The sequence below is a fragment of the Bradyrhizobium sp. AZCC 2289 genome (assembly GCF_036924615.1).
Lineage (GTDB): Bacteria > Pseudomonadota > Alphaproteobacteria > Rhizobiales > Xanthobacteraceae > Bradyrhizobium.
In genome coordinates this window covers 5,003,414-5,025,143 of sequence record NZ_JAZHRY010000001.1, presented here as the reverse complement: position 1 = coordinate 5,025,143, position 21,730 = coordinate 5,003,414, and the positions used below count along the sequence as shown (strand labels likewise).

Sequence of the window (21,730 nt, the reverse complement as noted above, 5' to 3'; positions counted from 1 at the left end):
TGCGACGATTACAGCCACAATCACGGGTATTAAGTCATCGCGTCGGTTTTTTGTTTGAGCGTGGACGTTCATGTTCTGCGCAATTCGTTGCTCGATGTGCGTGATGCTGATGTAGGTTCGCAATCCGCCGACACCATTAAATTGAATTTTAATCCGTGCGTTTTGAGGGGCACACGAGCCCGGTATCGAAGGTATTTGACTAATCGTGAAGTCGTTTCAGCTTGGGGAGGTGGCCGCGCGTGCGCACATATCGGCGTGATATCGATGATACCTGAGCAAATACGATGCGAGCGGTTCTGGCCGTAGGCCTTTTGATCACTTTGTGTGCTTCTGCCAACGCCGCGCCGGTGCATCGCTCCCAACCGCGCGAGGGTCACTTACGCCCGGTCCAACGTGTTACCGCTCCTACGCCGCGATTCGCGGTTCCCGGATGGACCGACGAAGAGACCCGACAGTGGCTGTACAACGGCAGCGCCGGCTCTGGCTTGGGCTGATAGTCGCCAATCCCGCCCGATATTGACTATCGATATTGACTATTCGCCCGGGCGCTCACTACGGCGTCGCGAACGTGGTGGCCGGCGTCGCGATCGGGGCGAACTTAGATCGCAAGGGGGTTTGGAGCGTGATGAGCCAGTGACGAGGCTACCCACAAGCATTCAATGCACCATCACGGTCGCAGCTTTCGCCTGCAAAGTGTGCGCCTGGCGCGTGACCAAAACGCTGACGAAATCTTCTCGCGAAATGGCTGTAATCGTGAAAACCCGATGCGTACGCAATCTCTCTGAGCGCCTGACTTGCGCCAAGGGCGGATTGGCGCTGCAGAAGATGCGCGGCGTAATCTAGACGGAATGAATAGATGAATTCACTGCACGTAGAGCCGCGCTCCGTAAACAGTTTCTGGAGATAACGCAATGAAATCCCCGTTCTTGTCGCCACCTCGGAAGGATCGAGATCGGGATCGACGAAGCCGTCCTTGATGACGCCACGCACGCGCATGAACAGCTTGTCCGAGTGACGCGCTGGCGCCGGATCACTCGGCGCAAAAAGGGCGCCCACAAGATCATGGACCGCGAGCCGCATGTAGCATTCAGTACGCGAGGGGGGTACTTCTTCTTCCCCGGCATTGCGGATCAAATCAAGGAGAAGGCGGCCGACAACCGTTCCGTTGCGCCGGTAGAGCCCACCCCGCGGCTCGAATCCGAGATGCGATACTAGGGCCTGGCGCGGCAAAAGAAGAGCCATGGTATTCCAGGACTCGCCCGCGTTGCCGGCAAAAAATGTGGTCGGCCGACCCACATCCACGAGTACAACATCGCCGACACCGAAGCGCACGGCTTCTTCGTTGTGGGTCATTGCTGAGCGGCCCGCGAGTTGAAAGAGCACGACATAGTGATCTGCGCCATCGACGCGAACATCCCGGTGCGTGCGCTCGACCACATAGGCATTGCAACCGACCTCAGCCGCAATGAGCCCGTAGGCACTAATGGGACGCACCCAGCCGGCAAACGCTTTGGGGTCGACCACCTGCGGGTCGAACCGCCCGCCCATCTTTCGGATCTGCTCTTTCCACGCCTCGAAATGCAAATGTGGTGGGGCAGGGATCATGGGAGCCTCCACTTCTCAAACGACACTCGGCTCGTGGCTGCCGATAGGAACGGTGGGCGCCACACGGAGTGTAGGTTGGCGACTGCGCTTCTCTCAAACGGGCAGCTGCCTGCTCCTCCGCTGAGGTCAGCAAAGTCTCGGAGGTTCATTGGCCAAAATGAGGACAGCAGAGATCACGTCTTATCAAATCATGTCGGGGCGAGTGGACCCTGTTTACCCTCCACCCCGCAGCTCCGATGAAAACTGCAAGCCGTGTTGCGGTTGATGCCGTGAAAGCAAATGGAACATAAGACAGCATGATCGAGACGATAGGAACTCGTCTAAACCCTTCACTAGCGCGTGATGAGTGCGGCGGTTTCTTTTTGGGAGGTCGCGGTGATCTGTAACGTTCAGCGATGCAACTCGTGTCGCCGCGGCTATTCTGCATCTCATTGATGAGTGATCGCCGGAATTTGTGCCTGCGACGCCCTTTGATGGGTATGGACGCGCACTAACACTTGCATCACCAATCAAACGGAATAGGTCGCCGAAGCCGGGCTCACACTTCCACCCGGAGCTAAGGTCAAACATGCTGAAATAGAGGTTAACATGCAGAAACAGAACCGTTACTGCCTCTCCAATCTTCGCTCGCAGTTGCTGGATCATCCCGTTTACGCGGAAGTCGCTTCTGTCGAGGATCTGAGGCGGTTCATGCAAGATCATGTCTTCGCCGTCTGGGATTTCATGTCGCTCCTGAAGCGGTTGCAGCAAGACTTGACGTGTACAAACGTGCCGTGGTTCCCGGCAGGAAACGCAAAAGCTGCGCGCCTGATCAACGACATCGTTATCGGCGAGGAAACGGATGTCGATCCGGACGGCTCTTATGTCAGCCACCTCGATTTATACCTCCGCGCCATGGAGGACGTCGGCGCCAGCACACACCAATTCGACACGTTCCGTTCACTGGCACGGGCCGGTACATCGATCGAAGCGGCTATGGTGCAGACCGAAGTGCCGCCACATGTGCAAGCTTTTGTCGCGCATACGATGATGCTGGCCCAATCAGGAACGACGGAAGAAGTGTTGGCAGCGTTCTTCTACGGCCGTGAGGACATCATCCCGGAGATGTTCAGCAGGCTGCGAAAGATCCTTCCTGGTGCGAGGAAGTCCAACGATCCCTTGCGGCATTTTGTCTACTATATCGAGCGGCACATTGAGCTCGATGGTGACAGTCACGGGCCAATGGGGCGGGAGCTGCTCGATGGATTGGTTGCGGATTCGCCGCAGAAGGACGAGCGGGCGCTGCACGCAGCGTGCAACAGCATCAAGGCTCGGATCGACCTTTGGGATGGCACATTAAGCATACTTCGTGACATGCGCACGAAGAAGGCTACGCCCCTTATCCAAGCTGGCGGACGGCAGATGGGCGAAGTCCGGGCGATCTCAGGACGAGCGCACTGACAAGGCAAGACACAGACCCGCCGCTTCTAGGCGGCGGGCCCGTGTCTTACGGCGAAAGTAGCGGTCGCCCGGGCATTGTCCCGTTGTCTTCCGGCGTCCGTTGCGTTGCAGTTGCAATGATGCATCAAACTCGCGGCGACCACGCGCTCCAGTCCAACGCAGTGCATGTTCGCATAATATTTGTGGAACGACCGCTCTTGGCGCGAAGCGGCCGTCGACGCTCGATCGCGCGTGTAACTCGATGTAGCTATTTCCCGATCGAATCCGAGCGTCGCGGAGATCGTCGGGCCTGGACAGGGTGCGTCATGCGACATAACCACCGTCTATCGTCTGGCTGGAGCCGGTAATGAATCCGGCCTCGGGGCTTGCGAGATAGGCCACCAGCCCCGCAATCTCTTCAGGCTTGCCCAGGCGTCCGAGGGGCACGAGTGGCTTCACCATCTCGGCGTGAGCAGCTGTCATGTCTGTTTCGGTGGGTCCGGGCTGGACATTATTGACGGTAATCCCGCGCGGCGCGAGGTCGATAGCGATGCCGCGCACCAGCGAGGCAACCGCGCCCTTCGTCATTGAGTAAACACTTGCTCCCGGGAATGCAGTTCGAATGGCTGTATTGCTGCCGATGGTGATAATCCGTCCGCCTTCCCTGAGGTGGGGGGACGATGCCTGGATCGCGACGAAAACGCCGCGCACATTCGTCGCCACCATACGATCGAAGTCGGCAAGATCATACTTGTCCACCGTGCCGCGTATCAAGATCCCGGCATTGACGACCAGAATGTCCAGATGGCCGAAGCGTGCGATCGTCTGTGCCACCGCATCCATGACGGCTCTGGGATCGGCGCTGTCGGCTTTGATCGCGATCACCGGCTGGCCATGAGCTTCCGCCGCGCGGGCGGTTTTGGCCGCCTTCTCCGCCGAGTTGGCGTAGGTCAGCGCGACCGACGCGCCGTTCGCGGCAAGTCGCCTCACGATCGCCGCGCCAATACCCCGGGAGCCCCCCAAAACAAGCGCGACTTTATCGATTAGCGTAGGTTCGTTATACATACATACTCTCCGTTATTGACTAAAGAGTCCAGAATTGTTCAGGCCGATGCCCGCGCTGCTGGGCGACTACCGATGTCTCAAGCCTGCGATCGCAAAGGCGGCCGTGTCGCGAAGGGCTTGAAGAGAAGCTCCTGCCTTTGCTGCGACCTGGAGTCCGAACATCGTTGTTTCCACGAAGCGCGCGGCACGCTCGATATCGACATTCGCCCCGATTTCGTTTGCCGCTTGCGCGTGCCGCAGCTGCTCGATCAGAGCCTTGTGCAGCGCGCCACCGCTCTTGGCGCGCAGTGTTACCAGGTCGGGGTCGGTGTTTCCGAATTCGCTGATAGAGCCGACACCCATGCAGCCCCTCTCGCGCGTGGGTTTATCTGAAGCAATGATGCCGATAACAAGCGCCTCAATTCCGGCCAGCGGCGAAGCCGTCGATCGCAGCCGCCTGATGTTCTCCGCGACGCGCTCTCGCTGATATCTCTCAAGCGCTTCCAGATAAAGGCGGTGTTTGTCGCCGAACGTGTCGTACAGGCTCTGCCGGCCGATATTCATTGCACGCAGCAGATCGTCCGTAGAAGTTGCAGCATAACCCTTTCGCCAGAAAACGGACATCGCCCGTTGCACGGCTGCATCGCGGTCAAATTCTCTTGGCCTGGCCATGGCCGTGATTAGCTATTGTGGACTGATCTGTCAATAACGACGCATCCGGCAATGGAAGCATTCTTAATGGCCGTTGTTGGCGCCAGAAGCGGACCTTCCTCAAATGCAGCTTTTGACAACCCACAGCCGGCTCTCGACGATTGAAGCGCGTAGGGCGGAAGGCGTAATCCGCCGCTCGGCTGGCTCTGATCGGCGGATTAAGCCCACCGGGCCGCGCCTCGTCGCGGACCCGTCGTGCTCCAATCCGTCCTACGTGCTACGTGCTGCTCTGTCTCGCCGGTGAGCGAGAACAGTGATCCGTGGCCGCAACTGTCGAGCAAGCGGCTCCTTTGGCGCTCACGGCTCAGATCGGCCCTACCGACCAAGCGGAGGCCGATATCGACAGGATAGACACTCTCGAGCAGCAATTTGCGTGAAATCGTCGCGCGACAAACGTGCAACTGTCGAAGCACCAAAGGCAGCAGTAGAGTTGACCGAAATGATGTCAGCACCACCGGACGTCAGCGCGTTGCAGGAGCGGCGACGTCTGCACCAGTTGCTGTGCGACAAGTGCAACAGGGAGAACTCTGATGCGCCATTCCTTTCCAAAAATCTGCTTCAGCGCTGCCGCCGTGCTTGCCGCGGGTGCGGCCAATGCGAACGAGGAACTGATCAAGATGTCGCAAAACCCGAAAGACTGGGTGATGCCGACGGGTAACTACGCGAACCATCGCTATTCGCAGCTCAATCAGATCACCTCGGAGAATGCCGCCAAGTTGCAGGTGACCTGGACGTTTTCGACCGGCGTTCTGCGCGGACACGAAGGCGGCCCATTAGTGATCGGCAATGTCATGTATGTCCACGGCCCGTTTCCGAATCCCGTCTTTGCTCTTGATCTGAATAACGACGGCAAGATCCTTTGGAAATACGATCCCAAGCAGGATCCCAATGTGATCCCCGTCATGTGCTGCGATACAGTCAATCGTGGCTTGGCCTACGGCGACGGCAAGGTCTTCCTGCATCAAGCTGACACGACGCTGGTCGCTCTCGATGCCAAGACCGGCAAGGTGTTCTGGTCAGCCAAGAACGGCGATCCGTCGAAGGGCGAGACCGGAACTTCGGCTCCAATGGTGATCAAGGACAAGGTCTTCGTCGGCATCTCCGGTGGCGAGTTTGCGGTTCGCGGTTCGATGACGGCATACGACATGAAAACCGGCAAGCAGGCATGGCGCGCATATTCGGTCGGTCCGGACAATGAAATGCTGATTGATCCGCAGAAGACAACGGAACTCGGCAAGCCGGTCGGCGGTGACTCGAGCCTCAAGACCTGGCAAGGCGACCAGTGGAAGATTGGCGGGTCTACGACTTGGGGATGGTACTCCTACGATCCCGAACTCAACCTGGTCTATTACGGCTCCGCCAATCCCGGAACCTGGAATCCGAGCCAACGGCCGGGCGACAACAAATGGTCGATGACAATCTTCGCACGTGATGTCGATACCGGAATCGCAAGATGGGTGTACCAGATGACGCCACACGACGAATGGGACTACGACGGCGTCAATGAAATGATCCTGGTCGACCAGACCATCGGCGGGACGCCGCGGAAGCTCGTCGTTCACTTCGATCGAAATGGCTTCGCTTACACACTCGATCGAACCAACGGCGAGCTCATCGTCGCTGAAAAGTACGATCCAGCGGTCAACTGGGCCACCAAGCTCGATATGGATAAAGCCTCGCAGACCTATGGTCGTCCCATCGTCGACCCGAAGTACTCTACCCGGCGAGAGGACGCCAATGTGAAGGGGATCTGCCCGGCTGCGCTTGGAACCAAGGATCAACAGCCTGCCGCATTCTCACCTGGTACTGGCCTGTTCTACGTGCCGACCAACCACGTCTGCATGGATTACGAGCCGTTCAAGGTGAACTACACGGCTGGGCAGCCTTATGTTGGGGCAACCTTGTCGATGTACCCGCCTCCTGGCGAGAGCCACATGGGCAACTTCATTGCCTGGGACGCCCGCACCGGCAAGATCGTCTGGTCGACGAAAGAGCAATTCTCGGTTTGGTCGGGTGCGTTAGCAACCGCCGGCAACGTTGTGTTCTACGGAACGCTCGAGGGTTACCTTAAGGCTGCCGATGCCAAGACCGGCAAGGAACTCTTCAAGTTCAAAACACCTTCCGGCATCATCGGAAACATGACGACTTACGAGCATAACGGGAAGCAGTACATTGCCGTTCTGTCCGGAGTGGGCGGTTGGGCCGGCATTGGCCTGGCTGCCGGCTTGACGGAGCCCACCGCTGGATTGGGTGCCGTCGGAGGCTATGCCGGCTTGCACGATTACACAGCGCTGGGTGGCCAGCTCACTGTGTTCTCGCTGCCCGACAGCTAACGCAACTCGAAGGGGACACTTGGCGTGTTGCTGGACGTGACAAGTTGTAGCGACGTACGCCGGCCGCGCGATATAGCTGCCGGCCACGCCAGCAGTCCGATAGGCCGGCCAAATGGAATGATCGCGCCACGGCCGACCACCGGTCGTGAGCGGCAAAGGATGCCCTGGCCGCGTATCTGTGGGATGTATCTGTGGGATCAAGCGCCGGACCCCAGAAACCGAACCTCGGTCACAAATTTTGCGGGCTGTAGGGGCGGCGATCGAATATTGATGTGGGAGAGGCATCTTAATAACGCTGCTGCCGCTGTGACCTTTGGCCAAGGGAAACAAAATGGTTGCTCCTTATGCAAACTGGATAACGCGAAAGGCTCCTTGGCTGGAACCCTTCGGCATACTGGCGCTGTTGAGCGTGCTGATTGCGGTCCCCGCATTCTTGATGATCCGCGTGCTGGAGCCCGGACTTGTCCTGCCTGCGCTCAGCATTCTGCTTTTCGCGGAAGCAGCGATCGCCGCCATCGTGGCCCGCTCAATCCACGTTCACGGAAATTCGGATAATCTAACGGTATGGAATATTGCCGGCGCATTCGCCATGATGGGTTGCGCAGCGGCGATTTTTAGCGAACCGGATCAAGTGGCGCTTTTTTTCGAACAACCGGTCGAACAACATCCGGATACGCCGCCATAGGAGACAGTCACCAGGCCGGGCCCCTCTGGCAGCCAGCAGGCTGCGATGTCGGACTGGAGTTAAGTTGGAGTGGCCCCGTTTTGATATTGCGGCGCGGGATTTCCGGCACGTATCGGTGAACCCTATTACGCACCTACGCATTGCAAAAACCTCGCGTCGAATGAGGGGCCATTCTCCCGGCAAGAAGGGGGCGTGACCGGTGTTTGAATTTCTCGGCACAGATGCCCTGACCGCACTTTTACAGGTCGTTCTGATCGACCTTGTGCTCGCTGGCGACAACGCCATTGTCATCGGCCTTGCTGCCGCGGGCCTGCCTGAGGCGCAACGAGGCAAGGCGATTCTGATCGGCATCGTCGCCGCGACGATGCTGCGCACTCTGTTCGCCGGGTTGGCGACGCAAATTCTGCAGATCGTCGGCCTCCTGTTCGCGGGCGGGATTCTGTTGTTGTGGGTATGCTGGAAAATGTGGCGAGAGCTGCGCGCCTCCTCTGCAGAGCCGATCAAAGCGATGGAGGCTGCCGGAGCAGTTGCAGGAACAAATCCCGAAGGCAGGCCCCGGAAAACGCTCGTCCAAGCGACCTCGCAGATCATCGTGGCTGACGTTTCCATGTCGCTCGACAACGTCTTGGCCGTCGCAGGGGCGGCACGCGAGCATCCAGTGGTTCTGATTTTCGGCCTGATACTTTCGGTTGCAATGATGGGTGCGGCCGCTTCGTTCATTGCGCGCCTTCTGCAAGATCATCGCTGGATTTCTTACGCCGGACTAATCGTCATTCTCTACGTCGCCGTCGACATGACCTATCGCGGAACCCTGGATATCATGAAGGTTGCGTCAATATGACATGACGCATTGCCGCGTCATTCCTTCCTGATGCGATCCATCAGAGCGTCAATTGCCCTAAGGATAAGTCGGCAGCCATAGTGTCATGCCGGGCCAGAGATACATGAATACCATGCAGACGATGACGATCAGCATGTAGCTCGTAGCTCGTAGGGCGGATTGGAGCCCAACGGGTCCGCGCAAGGCGCGGCCCGATGACAGGCTCCGGCGTAATCCGCCGCTCGGTTGGCTCTGATCGGCGGATTCCGCCCAGACCTGGCGCAGCCTCCGGCATGACGGAGGGTTTGAGCATGATGTACGAATACTACCCGACGGGCAAATCAGCGAATTGTTGTCAAGCCCGACTTGCGAAAATATTCCTCTTGTCCCGTCGGGCAAATCAGTGATTTGACTCCGCCCGTCTCACCCGACAAGAGGGGCGGCTCGCGATCGTCACGAAACGCGCGGTGGGATGCGGTGGACGCGGATGCGCCTTTGACGAACGGTGCTGATGCGGACGGCGAAGTCGTGTGGGCCTGTTGTCCAGAGCTTTGCGAGAATAAAAAGGGTGGGATTTTCAATAGCTTGGGAAAAAGGAAGGCCTGAGCTGATCGGCTCAGGCCCCAAATAGGCCCCTATCCAGCCTTGGAGATGGCTGGAGCGATCTGGCTTTATCTTACTTCGAATTAAGTCGGCGCGCCCTCGTTGAGGATACGTCGGTCGTTGACCCTCGGCACGCCGCGCGGCTTGTTCGGAAGGAACGGCCTGATGGCAGTCCACTCAAAGTCTGTGAGTTCGTATCTCATGATTCGAGGCCCTGGTTCGGGAGCTTGAATCACGCCTATCTCGGTGTTCGCAACGCCGAATTGCAGGTCCGAGATGGGCCGGATAGCGGACATGGCGCAGATATATCAAAAACGACGCGAATGACCCATAAGAGACATCAAAGCGAACAATCGGGTGAGCGAGTGCGGGGGTTGATCTCGGATATTCCGGCGGCGACGATGGGATCGGTTCCGAGGTTGGCGCAATGACCGATTTCCAATTACCGAGATCTGCTACCCACCAAGCGACGACGTTAGCATTGCCTATCAGGTAATGGGCGATGGGCCGACCGATCGCATGAGAAATGCGGATCACAGCTCCGTAAGCCGGTTGCGAATGCCGCATTCGTCCCAAGGACGTATCGGAGCGCATTGTGATGCTTTCAAGGAGAGGTCAACCAATGAAATGACTCCGACAGATGCATTGTTGCACAAGCGCAAACTCGACCAAAAAATTATGGCTGCAATGTTCCTTCTGGCCTGCCAACTCTGTCTCAAAGGCTCCGATCGCCAATTTGTTCAGGCTGCTTCAGGCTCTGCGACGCGAACTAATGTCTTCCCGAAGTTGCGGCCAGTTAGCATTGCGATGAACGCCTCGTTCGCATTTTCCAAACCATCCACGATGTCTTCGCGATAGCGCAGACTACCTTCGGCGATCCATGGGGCCGCCAAAGCGCGCCATTCCGCATAATATTCAGGATGGTCGCCGCAGATGAATCCCTGGATCCGAAGCCGTTTAAGAAATGTCGAGCCGAGGTTTGGACCTGGTCGGGGTACCGTATCGCTGTACTCGGCCGCCATGCCGCACATGATCATGCGACCGAAAGTATTCATCAGGGGAAACACCGCCAGTTGAACGTCGCCGCCAACATTCTCAAAGTAAACGTCGATTCCGTCGGGACATGCCCGCTTCAATGCAGCCGGCAGGTCATCGACAGCGCGGTGGTCGATACAATCGTCGAACCCCAGTTGCTCGCAGACAAACCTGCATTTGTCAGCGCCTCCCGCGATTCCAATGGCGCGCGCGCCTGCTCTCTTGGCAAGCTGGCCAGCGACCGACCCCACGGCGCCAGAGGCAGCAGAAACCACAACCGTCTCGCCTGGCTTTGGTTGACCAATATCCTTCATGCCCGAATAGGCCGTCGTACCGGGCATTCCCAGCACCCCCAGATAAGTCGAAGGCGGCACACCAGGCGGCAATACCACCAGCGCATTGCCTGATGTGACGATATGGCTCTGCCAACCCCGCCCGCCGACCACGACTTGCCCCGGGGAGAAGCGCGGGTTTCTGGATGCGATGACCTGTCCGACCGTCTCCCCCGGCATCGGAGCGCCGATTTCGGCCCGTGCCGCATATGTCTTTGTTTCGTTCAACCGGACTCGCATCCCGGGATCGAGCGACAGCCAAAGCGTGCGCGTCAGCACCTCGCCCGCGCCGGGTTCGGGCACGGCGTCGGTTTCCAGGAGGAAGTCCTGAAGCGCGGGCAACCCTTTCGGGCGATTCTTCAGGACAATCGAGCGGCGGAGATTGGTCATCGGCTAGGTCTTCCTCAAAACGGGGCTGCCGCTAAAGCTGGCAGCGGGTCATCCTGAGTCCGATATATTCCTGCAAAGCCTGTGATAACATGGATTATACGAACCATATTCTTGCGTTGAGAGCATCAATGGACGGCACCAGAATGGACGAGATTGCTGCCTTCCTGGCGGTCGTGGAGATGGGAAGTTTCACGGCAGCCGCGCGGGTTGTGGGGCGCGACGCGTCAATCATCTCCAGGCGAATAAGTGCGCTCGAGACCAGCCTGGGAGCACGTTTGTTGGAGCGATCAACCCGGCATGTGAATCCGACCGGCGCCGGCCTGCGTTTTTACGAGCGAATGAGAGCGGCAACAGCCGCGATGAAGGAAGCCGAGGCTGAAGCAACCGGCACAAGCGGATCGGTCACAGGAAAATTGCGATTGGCGCTGCCCGCCGCCTTTGGGCGTCTATGGATAGCGCCGATGCTACCTGAGTTTCTCGCTGCGCATCCCGAGGTGGCGATAGAAGCGGAATACGCCGATCGCTATGTCGATATTGTCGCGGAGGGTTTTGATGTTGCCATCCGCCTTGGCGAATTGCGTGACAGTCGGCTAGTGGCAAAACGAATCGCGGGCCACCAACGGCTGATTTGCGCCGCGCCCTCGTATCTGGCTGCCCGCGGGACTCCAGTGACGCCAGACGATCTCGCCAATCACGCCTGCTTGAGCTTCACGCGGCTGGCCAGCCATCCCGAGTGGCGCTTCAGGAAAGGGAAACGCATTTCGTCCGTCATGGTCAGTGGACCGTTGAGCACAGACGATGCTCAAAGCCTCGTCACCGCGGCAATATCCGGAGCAGGCATCGTCATGTGCTCTGATTGGCTGGCCGCGTCCGAGCGTGCGGAAGGCCAACTTGTGTCGATCCTGACCGATTGGACAGTCGAAGGAGAAGGCGCGATCCAGATCATACGCCCCTCGGTCCGTTTCACGGCAGGAAAGACGCGGAGCTTCGTGGATTGGATTTCCGAGCGATTTCGGCGGCCGCCTTGGATGCTCAATTGATAGCGCGCAACGCTTTCAGGGTTACAGTTCGTCCCGGGAGTACTCCACCCTCGGATTCCGGGCCGCTCCAATTCATTCTTTGCAAACGTGGGTCAAGGCCCCGCGTCCGGCGTCCAAGATGGCGGTTGAGCGCGGAGAGCCTCTCGCGCCTGATCGAGCCTTCTACACGACCAAGCCCGAGGGCATGGGTGTGGGCCTATCGATCTGCCGCTCGATCGTCGAAGCCCACGGCGGACGGCTGTGGGCGATCCCGTGCGAGCCGCGGGGGGGGGCCCCCTCTTTCAGTTTACGATCCCAGCTGACTGAGCTGCCATCCGTGATCGATGTCGCTTGTTGGCACGTTTGAAACATGCCGACTGCGTCGAGCAATGTCCGAGTTCGGGGGCAAAGCGGAAAACATATGCTCGTACTGAGTTCTTCTCAGTGTGACCCATATCGGTCGTCATCCGCTCTCCGATGGCGCTGCGGTGCCGTAACAAATGTGGTATTTTTCAAACAATGTGTTCGGTGTGGCCCTAAGCTCCGAGGGCCGTATGAGACGACGCGCTCTTATCAAGTTGATTGCCGGCTCAGCGGTCGCCTTGCCGCTGGATCACAGGCGACACCGTTCACGTCGATGGCGGCTCGAAGCTCGGAACGCGCGCCGCATCAAATCCCAACTCGAAACAGGAGAATCCCATGTCCAGGAAACTTGAAGGCAAAACGGCACTCGTCACCGGCGCTTCGCGCGGCATCGGCGCCGCCATCGCCAAACGCCTCGCCGCCGATGGCGCCAGGGTGGCAATCACCTACAGCAAGGGCGCTGACGCCGCGGCTTCGGTTGTCAAATCAATCGAAGCCGCCGGCGGCAAGGCCATCGCGATCCAGGCCGATGCCACCGACGCCGCGGCCGTGAGGGCGGCCGTCGAGAAGACGGTTAGCGCGCTCGGCAAGCTCGACGTGCTCGTGAACAATGCCGGCACGGCGATCCCGAAGAAGTTCGAAGAGACGACGCTGGAGGAGCTGGACCAGGTGATCGATCTCAATGTCCGCGGCGTCTTCGTCACGACGCAGGCGGCCTTGAAGCACATGAATGACGGTGGCCGCATCGTCATGATCGGCTCCAGCGTTGGCGAGCGCATGATGGTTCCGGGGCTCGTGTCTTACTCCGCTACCAAGGGCGCGATTCGGATGTTCACGCAAGGGCTATCGCGCGAGGTCGGAGACCGCGGCATCACCGTCAACAACGTCCAGCCGGGCCCGATCGACACCGAACTCAATCCGGCCGCGGGCGAATGGGCGGTTCCGCAGAAGGCCGTTACGGCGCTCAACCGGTACGGCAGCGTGGACGAAGTCGCGGCGCTGGTGGCGTTCGTCGCAAGCCCCGAGGCGTCTTACATCACTGGTGCGAACCTGACTGTTGATGGAGGTACGAACGCCTAGTTGGCCTGCGCCCACATCGACTGATGAGCTAGGGGATGCAACGACTAAAGGGGGGATCTCGAGCAATAATGCTCAGGGGTCAGCTTTGCGCCGATAGCTGACGCCGGCCGCAAGTCCGCTTCTGGCAGATAGTGTTGCAAAAGTCCCAAAATGCCTTGCGACTAATTTCTCGCAAAAAGGCGAAACAAGCGACGATCGCCGATCGATGTGTCCTCAAGCGCGCCACCGAAGTCGCCTGCGAGTTCGTCACAGGATGAAGTAGCCCCTCACATTATTATCCGGTCGCCCCGCCCACAGCTTGGAGAATTTGTGCCAGTGCTGCAAAAAGACTTTGCAACACTATCGGCACCTTTGAGACATGACGACGGACTAAGAGAATGTCTGTTGATAGGGGGAGACCGGAAGTCATCGGCAGAAGGTCAAAACGGCGCTTTTGACCCCAACCAGACATCGATTTCCACGCCCAACCGAGATACACTGAGGTCACGCTGGGTATCCAAATCGGACCGGAGAAAGCCGGAACGACGGACCGAAAAAGTGTTCTTTCGCTGGTGGGATCACATGCACCGCCGCGGGAAACGTTGCCAGTTCAACCTTTCAGAGGTCGGGACGTTTCCTTGTTCGTCGTCCGCCGGCCCCCCATGGCGGCGAACATGAGTCAGCCCGTGGCGAGGCTGGCGAAGCGGTGAGCTTCGTGCCGCGCGCTCCAGCCGCTGCGAGGAGTCGCCCCGATGGTGAACACGGCCGCCGCCCCAGAGGAACAGCACTTTATCCTCTCGCACCTGTCGCCGAGCCCAGCGCAAAAGCGGCTCGCGCTTGGCGTTGTGCTGGTTTTGCTTGTCGTATTTTTCATCACGGCAGGGCCCCTCGCGAGGGTTCAACTGGCGCGGATCGACGCCTTCATCCCGGCTTATGCCACGGCGATGGTCGTGAACGATTCGATCACCGCTGTCCTGCTGTTTGCCCAGTTCTCCATCTTGCGTTCGCGTGCGCTCCTCGTGATCGCGAGTGGATATCTCTTCACTGCGTTCGTCGTCATCCCGTGGATGCTGACGTTTCCGGGCGTGTTCGCGCCAGGTGGCCTGCTTGGCGCCGGGCTCCAGAGCACGGTGTGGCTCTACACCCTGTGGCACGCCGGTTTCCCTGTCTTCGTAATCGCCTATGCCCTCCTGAAGGATGCCGATCCAACCAAGCGGTTGTGGCGGGGCCCCGCGCATGTGGCCATCCTTTTGAGTGTGGCTGTGACCGCGGCCATCGTGTGCGCAGCGGCTTTGCTTGTCACCGCGGGGCACGAGCTATTGCTCCGCATCATGCTCGATACGGTCCATCTTTCGGCTCTCGCGCCTTATATCGGCGGATTCATGGCCCTGTTGAGCGTCCTTGCCATCGTTGTGCTCTGGACGCGGCGACGTTCAGTGCTCGATCTGTGGCTGATGGTGGTGATGTGCGCGTATGCGATAGAGTTATGTTTGATTTCACTCCCCAATCCGGGCCGTTTCAGCGTTGCCTGGTATACCGGCCGGATCTTTGGGGTCCTATCCGGCAGTCTTGTCCTGTTTGTCTTGCTGTACGAGATAACGACGCTTTATGCGCGGCTGCTCCGGGCGGTCCTCGCGCAACGCCGCGAGCGCGAGGCGCGGCTGCTGACCGGGGACGCAATCGCGGCCACGATTGCGCACGAGGTCAAGCAGCCATTGTCGGGGATGATAACTCATGCCGACGCCGCCTTGCGCTGGCTTGGTCGCGCGACGCCTGATCTCGATGAAGCGAAGGTAGCTTTGCAGCAGATCGTCGCTGACGGCCATCGCGCGGGAGCGGTGATCGAAAGCATTCGGGCGAACTTCAAGAAAGAGGCCCGAAACAGAACTTCGCTCGACATCAATGGACTTATCGAGGAAGCCCTCAGCTTGACGCGCGGCGATCTTCAGAGGCACCAGATCCTGGTCGAAGCCGCGCCGAGTGCCCCGCTACCGCCGGTCAGGGGAGATCGAGTCCAGTTGCAGCAAGTGCTTCTCAATTTAATCACGAACGCGATCGATGCGATGGCGGCCAAGGAGGGGACGCGGGTCCTGCGCGTGAAGTCCGAGCCCCATGATGACGGAGGCGTCATCGTATCGGTGGCGGACACCGGAACAGGAATCGGCGCGCCGGAACTCGAGCGGATATTCGATCCACTGTTCACGACAAAATCGGGCGGCATGGGGATGGGTCTGGCGATCTGCCGTTCAATCATCGAGGCCCATGATGGCCGGTTGTGGGTTGCGCCGAACAAACCCGAGGGCGCCGTCTTTCAGTTCATGCTACGCGCCGACGCTGCGAGGTCTGCTCGTGCTTCGCGATGAGAGCAAGGCGACAGACCGTCCTGGCTGTTGGCGTATAATCAAAGGCATTTGGAGCAACGAGCAACAGCGGCACAATCGGAGCGTGAAGCAATTCGTTGGACTTTGCCCGTCGAGGCGATGTCGCATATTGGCACTTTTCGGACCTGAGGCGATGTCCGGTTTGAGTCTGCAATATGCCGGATAGCGGACATGCGTCGAGCTCGCTCACGAACCTCGATTTATGAGTACACGCCCTAGCGCCGACCGGAATTCGCCACTCTTATTCTACTTCATCTATTCTACTTCATCTGGCCGGCTTTGGCGCGGCGCGCGGCCTTCTTGCGGCGGCTCTCGGCGGGCAGGCTTCCCTGCCATAGCTCGATCTCGTCTTCGTACCAGACGCGCTTATTCGGGCTGATGAAATGGCCGCTCGGAAACTCCTTGCGCTCGATCATTCGCATCAGCGTCGTTCGGCCGACCGGCACCAGCTCCAGCACCTGCTCGATCCTGAGCATGCGACGCGGCCCCTTTTGTGTGTCGTCCATCTCCAGCACTTTGCGCTCCCTTCCTTTCGTGCGCGCGTTCTCGTGCCCCAGGCCGACCTTGCGCTTCCTTCCACTTCACCGCATTGCGTTCATCAGCTGATGCAGCTCGACCGCCGCGCGCTTCAGCTCATCAGGATCACGTTTCGCGGCGATCCCGAGCACGGTCGCGAGGACCGCGAACGCGACCTTGACCTGAACGGCGGCTGGCTCGCTGCGCAGCTCGTCCATGATCTCCTCCTGCAGCTCGTTCACCGCCTTGTTTTCGTTCTCGCTCATCCGCATCATCGCCTCCTCTCAAAGGGTACAGGCGCTGCGTGGTATGCTTCACGCAGTCGATCAGATCGACATAGGCAACATCCCGCCGATGCCGAGCAATGTCCAAGTCGAGCTGCATCACATGCTCGCCAATGAACCATAGATGCAGCACCAGCTCACCGGGCCGCGCCGTCCGATGCTGAGCGTTGGCGTATATCTTCAGCTCGTGCGTGCGCTCGCGGCTCATGGCAGGTCCAGCCCCTCGTCGTGGATCAGCGCCAGCACATCGCGCAGTTGCTCGCGCCCGATCACCACCTCGCAGATCGGCGTGCCGTCCTCGCGTGCCGGGATCAGATGCAGTCCGCAGGTCGGATCGCCGCAGACGCATGTCGTAAATGAATACGCCCGCTCGCAATCCGGCCTGTTGATCCGCGATCTGATCATGGCATCAGCTCCATCGCCTTGTCGTACATACGGCCCAGTTCGGCGACCGCATCAGGCCCGTCGCGCTCGGCCATCTCGCGCAGCGTCGGCATGCCGCTGCTGATCGACGCCACGATCTCGTCGTGAGTCGCTGGGCGGCCCTCGGCGAAGAACTCGACGCGCTCGGGATCGCCGACATTGAACAGCGCGCCGCCTCGGCCAGAGACGGTGCGACCATCATGGGTGAGCATGAAGGGCAGGAAGACAGCGTCGAACGACAGGATGCCGGTCTCGACCGCGACGATCTGGCCCTTGAGCCAGTCGCGCAAAATGGAATTTATCGCGACTTGGCGAGCAGATTGATCAGCACCGTCATGCGGTCATCGGGCTGCAGCGGCCAGAGCAGCGCCGAGGCTGCTTCGAGGATGAGCCGCTCCCCGAAGCTAGCGCGATGCCTCGGCTGCACCGTGAGTGTGTGGTGCGGTCCTTTTTTCATTTTTGCCCCAGCACCCGCTTCGCGTTAGCAATCTTGGCCTTGGTAATTCCAGCCTGCGTCAACGCCTTCAATGCCGCGCGCATCGCCAGATCGTTGACGGTCGCCATGATGCGGCGGTGCTCGACCATATCCCGGTCATGCAGCGCCTCGATCTCGATCACCTGTGCGGCGAACGGCTCTCCGCTGCTCAGGCCGCGATGAAATTCGCGCGCCTCGGCGTCGAACGGCTCAAGACCGACAGGCGTGAGCATCCACCTCATTTTGCCAGCTCCTCATGCTTGGCTTCGGTATTCTTCTCGAACAGGCGGAATAGCTGCGGCTTGGTTTCCTTCAGCTTCACCAGCAGCTCGCCGTTCAGCATCATCCATTCGTCCCACTCGCCGATGGTCCTGCAGTGGTTGACGTAGCGCTGCAACGGCTCGATGAAGTCGGCCCACGTCTGCCCCTCGTGCATCTCCAGCTTGAAGGGCTCGACGTGATCCACGACCTCGCCTGTATGCGGATCGGTCAGCTCTTCCATCGAGCGCGGCGCAGGAGCCGGCCGATAGGGTTGGCGCGGCGCGTTGCCATCGTTGTCCTCATCGACCGCGAGATTCCACATCGCGATCAGGCAATAGCGCTTGCCGTAGGTCATGCCTGAGCCGACCATATGCATCGGCGTCATCGCATCGCCGCCGCGCAGGCCCTTGATCTCGCGCGGCACGTCGATCTGATAGCGGCGGATGAAGCCGTCGCGATGCGCGAGGAAGCCGACGATGCGCCGCATGGTCAGGTCATAGCTCTGCTCTTCGGTGAAGGTCACCGCGAAGCCGTGCGACGTGTAGATCGGCCGGATGGCGCGGTCGAGCTGCGCATAGGTCGCGTATTTGGATCGCGTCTGCGGGTTGGTGGCGTCCGCGGTGACCGGCCCCATGTCCGCCTGGGCGGCGACAAAATCCACATTGAAGCGCTTCTCGGCCTCGCGCATCTGGATGCTATCGATCAGATCATAGAGCCGCTCGATCATGGCGGGATCGGTCTTGTTCTGCAGCGCGCGGTCGAGCGTCGTCATCGCGTCGGAGAGAACAGCAGGCAGCTGTTGACTGGCGGTGTTCATGCGGCCCTCCGGGTGATCGCAAGGTTCCCCCTGCGGTTGCGCGTGATCTGGAAAGCGCCAGCGAACACCTTGCCGACATCGTCGGGGACGAGATCGCGGGCGGCCTTGCCCATCTCATCGTGGGTCAGCGCCGCAGCGGCCGTGCTGTCATATTCCTGCAGGTACAGCAGCAGCTCGCCTGACCAGTTGGTCGGCTCGGCGAGGTCTTCATCAACGGCGGCAAGAGCGGCGAAGTGGTCGAGGCGATAGCGCGCGATGGCGCGGTGCTGCTGAGCCTCGCGCTGCAGCACGGGGCCGAGCTGGACAACATCAGGAGCGCGATCACGCGCGACGAGCAAGGCGCACCATCCTCCATCGTCGGCGCGGTTGTCGATCAGCTGAGCGGGGAAAAGCCGATGATGCTCGGCACCGTCTCGGGCGCGGCGATGAAGCTGCAGCAGATCGATGGCCGCAAGCTGAATATCGCCGAGGGGCTGGAGACCGCGCTCGCTGTGATCGCGATGGATCGCAGGCCGGCGTGGGCGCTCGGCTCGACCGCCTTGATGCAAACCTTTCCAATCCTCGCCGAGATCGACAAGCTGATCATCTGGGCTGACCATGACAGGCTGAAGCTGATCGGCGGCAAACTGCAGCGCCCAGGCGCGAAGGCTGCGCTCTCCTGCAAGTCGCGTTGGCTCGCGGCAGGCAAGCAGGCGCTCGCTTACGAGCCGATAGCCGAGGGCGATGATGCTGCCGACGAATGGAGCAAGCGCTGTGGCAGACTTTGACGACGACGGGCCGTCCGAAAATTTCAGGCCGCTCGCCGAGCCTGCCGAAGTCGTGCCCTTCGATGATGCGCGCCGCCGCCGCTCGCGCGCAGAAGAGGAAGCGACAACAAGACCCAAGATCACCGCCTCGGCCTATGTCTGGATCGAGCCGCAAAATATTCCGCTGCGCGACTGGCTCTATGGGCGGTTGCTGGTGCGCCGATTTCTGAGCCTCACCATTGCGCCCGGTGGCGTCGGCAAGTCATCCCTGATCGCCGCCGAGGCCTTGGCGATGGTCTCCGGCCGCGATCTGCTCGGCGTGCTTCCTGCGCGCAAGCTCAAAGTCTGGGTCTGGAATCTCGAAGACCCGCAAGAAGAAACCAGCCGCAAGATACAGGCGGCGGCGAAGCAGTATCATCTCAATGCCGACGACATCAGCGACCGGCTGTTCGTCAACTCGGGCCGCGATCAGTCCTTGGTCATCGCGCGGCTGCGCGCCACCGGCATCGTGATCCTGCATCCCGTGATCGATGCGCTGGTGCAGCAGATCAAGGAGCTGGGCATCGATGTGCTGGTGATCGATCCTTTCGTCAGCTGTCATGAAGTGCCCGAGAACGACAATTCCGCTATCGATAGCGTGGCGAAGGAATGGAGCCGCGTCGCCGAGCTGGGCAATTGCGCGGTGCATCTCGTGCATCATACGCGCAAAGCGCCCGCAGGCAGCGAGGTGACATCGGACTCGGGGCGCGGCGCGAAGGCCTTGACAGATGCCTGCCGTGTCGCTCGCGCCGTCAACCAGATGAGCGAAGAGGAAGGCACCGCCGCTGGTATCGAGAACCACCGGCTGTTTTTCCGCGCGTTCAACGACAAAGCCAACCTCGCGCCGCCTGTCTCGGTCTCGGATTGGTTTCGGATCGCCAGCGTCTGGCTCGACAACGGCCCTGCAGGCGGCGACAGCGTCGGCGTGGTGATGCGCTGGCAATGGCCCGATCCGCTCTCTGGCGTCACCGGCACCGACTTCGACAAGGTGGCGCTCGCCATCAAAGCCGGATCGTGGCGCGAGAACGCTCGGGCGACCGATTGGGTCGGCGTGCCGGTCGCCAAGGCCTTGAAGCTGTCGACCGCCGACAAGGCGGATCGGGCGAAGATCATCGGGCTGCTGAAGGTCTGGATCGGAGCCGGGAACTTGATGATCGTGGAGCGGCAGGATGAGAAGCGGCGGCAGCGGAAGTTTGTCGAGGTTCCTGACGAGGAACCCGACCTTTGCTCCAGTTAAAATGACTGGAGCACGACCGGAGCAACCACTGGAGCAAGCACGCTGCTCCAGTGCTCCAGTCACCCACCCCCTAAAGGGGGTGTAGGGGGTGGGTGATGACTGGAGCAAAGGAGCGCTCAGCGTGCCCCGGCCACTGGAGCGCGACTGGAGCAGATGGAACCGAGGGAGGATGCAATGCGGCAAGCAGCGATCAGGATCACCGAAGGCGAGCTGCAGCTGGAGCTGCTGGACGAAACCCCCGCAACGTGGTCAGGCCCGCATGTCGGCCGGCGGCTCACCGAAGCGATGCGCACGCTAGCCCTGCTGCCGATGGGCGGCGGCAGCTCCTGGGCGGCATGGCCAGCCTACTGCTACGAGTGGGACGATCTCCTCGCCCAGCAAGCGCAGGGCGAGCTGGAGCGGACGCAGCAGCTGCAGAACCGCATCCGGCTATTGCCGTCGAGCCGCGAAGTGCAGCGCATGGAAGCGGCGATCTGCTGGCCAGCGGAATATCTTCGCGCGCTGGTGCCGCTGCTGCGCGCCGTCAACGGCGTGGCGCTGGCGCATTCGCTGGACCGCGATGCCGGGTGGATCGCAGCAAAGCGCGGTGGCTATGCCGATACGTGGCGCGAGCGGCATGATCAGGGCTGCGATATCATTGCGCGAGGCCTGCGCAGCTGCCGCGTGCCGGTGTTCTGATGAGTGGCAGCAAAACAGTCGAGCTGCTGGAGATGGCTTCGCTGTTTCTGTACATCGCTACGCCTGATGATATCGAGCACGAGCGGCAGCAGATGGAAGCCCTGCACAAGCAACGGCTCGCGGTCCACGAGATCGAGCACCCAAGGCATTCGGGCGCGCGCTGCACGCGCGTGACATGGCAATGCCTCGGATCGAAAGTCTCGCCCGGATCAGAGCGCTGAATCGGTTTCGGAGCTTGTAATCACATCTCAGCCAGCGCCATCAACCCGCAATGGCCTATGGGAGTCCTGCTAATGCTCTGAATTTACTTCCGCTTTCAACGGCGTAACGGACATGAGCGGACTTGCCACTGGCTCTAGTCGGTCGCTTTTGACCCAACTCGGACATCCTTTGATCTGGATCAACCCGGAGGTATGCCGCTCCGTTTCTGTACGCCTCACCATCCGTCAAAGGAC

General features: G+C 60.1%; 23 protein-coding genes and 2 pseudogenes. 12 read left to right on the top strand and 13 right to left on the bottom strand.

The features are described 5' to 3' along the window. Positions 1-642: 642 nt before the first annotated feature. Entirely contained in the window at positions 643-1,605 is a 963-nt protein-coding gene (locus V1289_RS23940; protein ID WP_334399352.1) for a helix-turn-helix domain-containing protein, read from the bottom strand. Between the two features lie 588 nt (positions 1,606-2,193). Between V1289_RS23940 and V1289_RS23935 the strand changes: the two genes are divergently transcribed. After that, positions 2,194-3,045, top strand: coding sequence for a DUF3050 domain-containing protein (locus V1289_RS23935; RefSeq protein ID WP_334399350.1), 852 nt, complete (start codon positions 2,194-2,196; stop codon positions 3,043-3,045). A 303-nt stretch (positions 3,046-3,348) separates the two neighbouring features. Here the strand turns inward: V1289_RS23935 and V1289_RS23930 are convergent, their stop codons facing one another. Beyond that, positions 3,349-4,089 (bottom strand): 3-oxoacyl-ACP reductase family protein, encoded by a 741-nt coding sequence (locus V1289_RS23930; protein WP_334399348.1) that lies wholly within the window; start codon positions 4,087-4,089, stop codon positions 3,349-3,351. A 66-nt stretch (positions 4,090-4,155) separates the two neighbouring features. Next, positions 4,156-4,704 (bottom strand): TetR/AcrR family transcriptional regulator, encoded by a 549-nt coding sequence (locus V1289_RS23925; protein ID WP_334399346.1) that lies wholly within the window; start codon positions 4,702-4,704, stop codon positions 4,156-4,158. A gap of 605 nt (positions 4,705-5,309) precedes the next feature. Between V1289_RS23925 and xoxF5 the strand changes: the two genes are divergently transcribed. The 3 genes from xoxF5 (at position 5,310) to V1289_RS23910 (ending at position 8,638) form a co-directional block, all read left to right on the top strand. After that, positions 5,310-7,112, top strand: a complete 1,803-nt coding sequence (gene xoxF5 / locus V1289_RS23920) for a lanthanide-dependent methanol dehydrogenase XoxF5 (RefSeq protein ID WP_334399344.1) — start codon at positions 5,310-5,312, stop codon at positions 7,110-7,112. Positions 7,113-7,443: 331 nt separating this feature from the next. Next, positions 7,444-7,797 carry a hypothetical protein gene (locus V1289_RS23915; protein ID WP_334399342.1) on the top strand — a complete coding sequence of 118 codons (354 nt, stop codon included), beginning with the start codon at positions 7,444-7,446 and terminating at the stop codon, positions 7,795-7,797. A 199-nt stretch (positions 7,798-7,996) separates the two neighbouring features. Beyond that, positions 7,997-8,638, top strand: a complete 642-nt coding sequence (locus V1289_RS23910) for a TerC family protein (RefSeq protein WP_334399340.1) — start codon at positions 7,997-7,999, stop codon at positions 8,636-8,638. Between the two features lie 683 nt (positions 8,639-9,321). On the opposite strand, the pseudogene V1289_RS23905 reads toward V1289_RS23910, so the two are convergent. Both V1289_RS23905 and V1289_RS23900 read right to left on the bottom strand, forming a co-directional pair. Next, positions 9,322-9,423, bottom strand: a pseudogene (locus tag V1289_RS23905) (transposase); the annotation flags it as partial. 537 nt (positions 9,424-9,960) lie between these two features. Beyond that, positions 9,961-10,977: an NADP-dependent oxidoreductase gene (locus V1289_RS23900; RefSeq protein ID WP_334399338.1), complete on the bottom strand. Its 1,017-nt coding sequence runs from the start codon at positions 10,975-10,977 to the stop codon at positions 9,961-9,963. Between the two features lie 128 nt (positions 10,978-11,105). On the opposite strand from V1289_RS23900, the gene V1289_RS23895 reads away from it, so the two are divergent. The 4 genes and pseudogenes from V1289_RS23895 to V1289_RS23880 all read left to right on the top strand — a co-directional run bounded on the left by V1289_RS23895 (position 11,106) and on the right by V1289_RS23880 (position 15,781). Next, the gene (locus V1289_RS23895; protein ID WP_334399336.1) at positions 11,106-12,017 is read left to right on the top strand and encodes a LysR family transcriptional regulator; all 912 of its coding nucleotides are present in this window, start codon (positions 11,106-11,108) and stop codon (positions 12,015-12,017) included. Positions 12,018-12,174: 157 nt separating this feature from the next. After that, positions 12,175-12,363: pseudogene (locus V1289_RS23890) on the top strand (ATP-binding protein); the annotation flags it as partial. 332 nt (positions 12,364-12,695) lie between these two features. After that, on the top strand, positions 12,696-13,439 hold the full coding sequence (locus V1289_RS23885) for an SDR family NAD(P)-dependent oxidoreductase (RefSeq protein ID WP_334399333.1): 744 nt from the start codon (positions 12,696-12,698) through the stop codon (positions 13,437-13,439). Between the two features lie 731 nt (positions 13,440-14,170). Next, on the top strand, positions 14,171-15,781 hold the full coding sequence (locus V1289_RS23880; protein ID WP_334399332.1) for an MASE4 domain-containing protein: 1,611 nt from the start codon (positions 14,171-14,173) through the stop codon (positions 15,779-15,781). A 278-nt stretch (positions 15,782-16,059) separates the two neighbouring features. On the opposite strand, the gene V1289_RS23875 is transcribed toward V1289_RS23880, so the two are convergent. The 8 genes from V1289_RS23875 to V1289_RS23840 all read right to left on the bottom strand — a co-directional run bounded on the left by V1289_RS23875 (position 16,060) and on the right by V1289_RS23840 (position 18,913). Continuing rightward, positions 16,060-16,305: a helix-turn-helix transcriptional regulator gene (locus V1289_RS23875; protein WP_334399331.1), complete on the bottom strand. Its 246-nt coding sequence runs from the start codon at positions 16,303-16,305 to the stop codon at positions 16,060-16,062. Positions 16,306-16,380: 75 nt separating this feature from the next. Further along, on the bottom strand, positions 16,381-16,581 hold the full coding sequence (locus V1289_RS23870; protein WP_334399330.1) for a hypothetical protein: 201 nt from the start codon (positions 16,579-16,581) through the stop codon (positions 16,381-16,383). Between the two features lie 222 nt (positions 16,582-16,803). Then, positions 16,804-17,004, bottom strand: a complete 201-nt coding sequence (locus V1289_RS23865; protein WP_334399328.1) for a hypothetical protein — start codon at positions 17,002-17,004, stop codon at positions 16,804-16,806. Next, positions 17,001-17,312, bottom strand: a complete 312-nt coding sequence (locus tag V1289_RS23860; RefSeq protein ID WP_334399326.1) for a hypothetical protein — start codon at positions 17,310-17,312, stop codon at positions 17,001-17,003. Before V1289_RS23860 ends, V1289_RS23865 begins: the two co-directional genes overlap by 4 nt. 8 nt (positions 17,313-17,320) lie before the next feature. Beyond that, entirely contained in the window at positions 17,321-17,479 is a 159-nt protein-coding gene (locus V1289_RS23855; RefSeq protein ID WP_334399324.1) for a hypothetical protein, read from the bottom strand. Further along, positions 17,476-17,739 (bottom strand): hypothetical protein, encoded by a 264-nt coding sequence (locus tag V1289_RS23850; protein WP_334399322.1) that lies wholly within the window; start codon positions 17,737-17,739, stop codon positions 17,476-17,478. The genes V1289_RS23855 and V1289_RS23850 overlap by 4 nt, the downstream gene beginning before the upstream one ends. Further along, entirely contained in the window at positions 17,736-18,575 is an 840-nt protein-coding gene (locus tag V1289_RS23845; protein WP_334399320.1) for an ERF family protein, read from the bottom strand. Before V1289_RS23845 ends, V1289_RS23850 begins: the two co-directional genes overlap by 4 nt. Then, positions 18,572-18,913, bottom strand: coding sequence for a hypothetical protein (locus V1289_RS23840; RefSeq protein WP_334399318.1), 342 nt, complete (start codon positions 18,911-18,913; stop codon positions 18,572-18,574). Before V1289_RS23840 ends, V1289_RS23845 begins: the two co-directional genes overlap by 4 nt. Here V1289_RS23840 and V1289_RS23835 point away from each other — a divergent pair. From V1289_RS23835 to V1289_RS23820, 4 genes are all read left to right on the top strand, one after another. Then, positions 18,809-19,342, top strand: a complete 534-nt coding sequence (locus V1289_RS23835) for a toprim domain-containing protein (protein WP_442896066.1) — start codon at positions 18,809-18,811, stop codon at positions 19,340-19,342. The genes V1289_RS23840 and V1289_RS23835 overlap by 105 nt on opposite strands. Beyond that, positions 19,329-20,597 (top strand): AAA family ATPase, encoded by a 1,269-nt coding sequence (locus V1289_RS23830; RefSeq protein ID WP_334399314.1) that lies wholly within the window; start codon positions 19,329-19,331, stop codon positions 20,595-20,597. The genes V1289_RS23835 and V1289_RS23830 overlap by 14 nt, the downstream gene beginning before the upstream one ends. Positions 20,598-20,771: 174 nt before the next feature. After that, entirely contained in the window at positions 20,772-21,275 is a 504-nt protein-coding gene (locus V1289_RS23825; protein ID WP_334399312.1) for a hypothetical protein, read from the top strand. Beyond that, a complete protein-coding gene (locus tag V1289_RS23820) occupies positions 21,275-21,496 on the top strand; it encodes a hypothetical protein (protein WP_334399310.1) in 222 nt (73 codons plus the stop codon). The genes V1289_RS23825 and V1289_RS23820 overlap by 1 nt, the downstream gene beginning before the upstream one ends. Positions 21,497-21,730 lie beyond the last annotated feature (234 nt).

Excerpts from the sequence above, each read along its gene's own strand:
- V1289_RS23885 (WP_334399333.1), top strand. The coding sequence starts at position 12,696 with ATGTCCAGGAAACTTGAAGGCAAAACGGCACTCGTCACCGGCGCTTCG.
- V1289_RS23880 (WP_334399332.1), top strand. The coding sequence starts at position 14,171 with ATGGTGAACACGGCCGCCGCCCCAGAGGAACAGCACTTTATCCTCTCG.
- V1289_RS23845 (WP_334399320.1), bottom strand. The coding sequence starts at position 18,575 with ATGAACACCGCCAGTCAACAGCTGCCTGCTGTTCTCTCCGACGCGATG.
- V1289_RS23820 (WP_334399310.1), top strand. The coding sequence starts at position 21,275 with ATGAGTGGCAGCAAAACAGTCGAGCTGCTGGAGATGGCTTCGCTGTTT.
- V1289_RS23875 (WP_334399331.1), bottom strand. The coding sequence starts at position 16,305 with ATGGACGACACACAAAAGGGGCCGCGTCGCATGCTCAGGATCGAGCAG.
- V1289_RS23825 (WP_334399312.1), top strand. The coding sequence starts at position 20,772 with ATGCGGCAAGCAGCGATCAGGATCACCGAAGGCGAGCTGCAGCTGGAG.
- V1289_RS23850 (WP_334399322.1), bottom strand. The coding sequence starts at position 17,739 with ATGAGGTGGATGCTCACGCCTGTCGGTCTTGAGCCGTTCGACGCCGAG.
- V1289_RS23930 (WP_334399348.1), bottom strand. The coding sequence starts at position 4,089 with ATGTATAACGAACCTACGCTAATCGATAAAGTCGCGCTTGTTTTGGGG.
- xoxF5 (WP_334399344.1), top strand. The coding sequence starts at position 5,310 with ATGCGCCATTCCTTTCCAAAAATCTGCTTCAGCGCTGCCGCCGTGCTT.
- V1289_RS23900 (WP_334399338.1), bottom strand. The coding sequence starts at position 10,977 with ATGACCAATCTCCGCCGCTCGATTGTCCTGAAGAATCGCCCGAAAGGG.
- V1289_RS23870 (WP_334399330.1), bottom strand. The coding sequence starts at position 16,581 with ATGAGCGAGAACGAAAACAAGGCGGTGAACGAGCTGCAGGAGGAGATC.
- V1289_RS23855 (WP_334399324.1), bottom strand. The coding sequence starts at position 17,479 with ATGAAAAAAGGACCGCACCACACACTCACGGTGCAGCCGAGGCATCGC.
- V1289_RS23915 (WP_334399342.1), top strand. The coding sequence starts at position 7,444 with ATGGTTGCTCCTTATGCAAACTGGATAACGCGAAAGGCTCCTTGGCTG.
- V1289_RS23895 (WP_334399336.1), top strand. The coding sequence starts at position 11,106 with ATGGACGGCACCAGAATGGACGAGATTGCTGCCTTCCTGGCGGTCGTG.
- V1289_RS23940 (WP_334399352.1), bottom strand. The coding sequence starts at position 1,605 with ATGATCCCTGCCCCACCACATTTGCATTTCGAGGCGTGGAAAGAGCAG.
- V1289_RS23865 (WP_334399328.1), bottom strand. The coding sequence starts at position 17,004 with ATGATCAGATCGCGGATCAACAGGCCGGATTGCGAGCGGGCGTATTCA.
- V1289_RS23935 (WP_334399350.1), top strand. The coding sequence starts at position 2,194 with ATGCAGAAACAGAACCGTTACTGCCTCTCCAATCTTCGCTCGCAGTTG.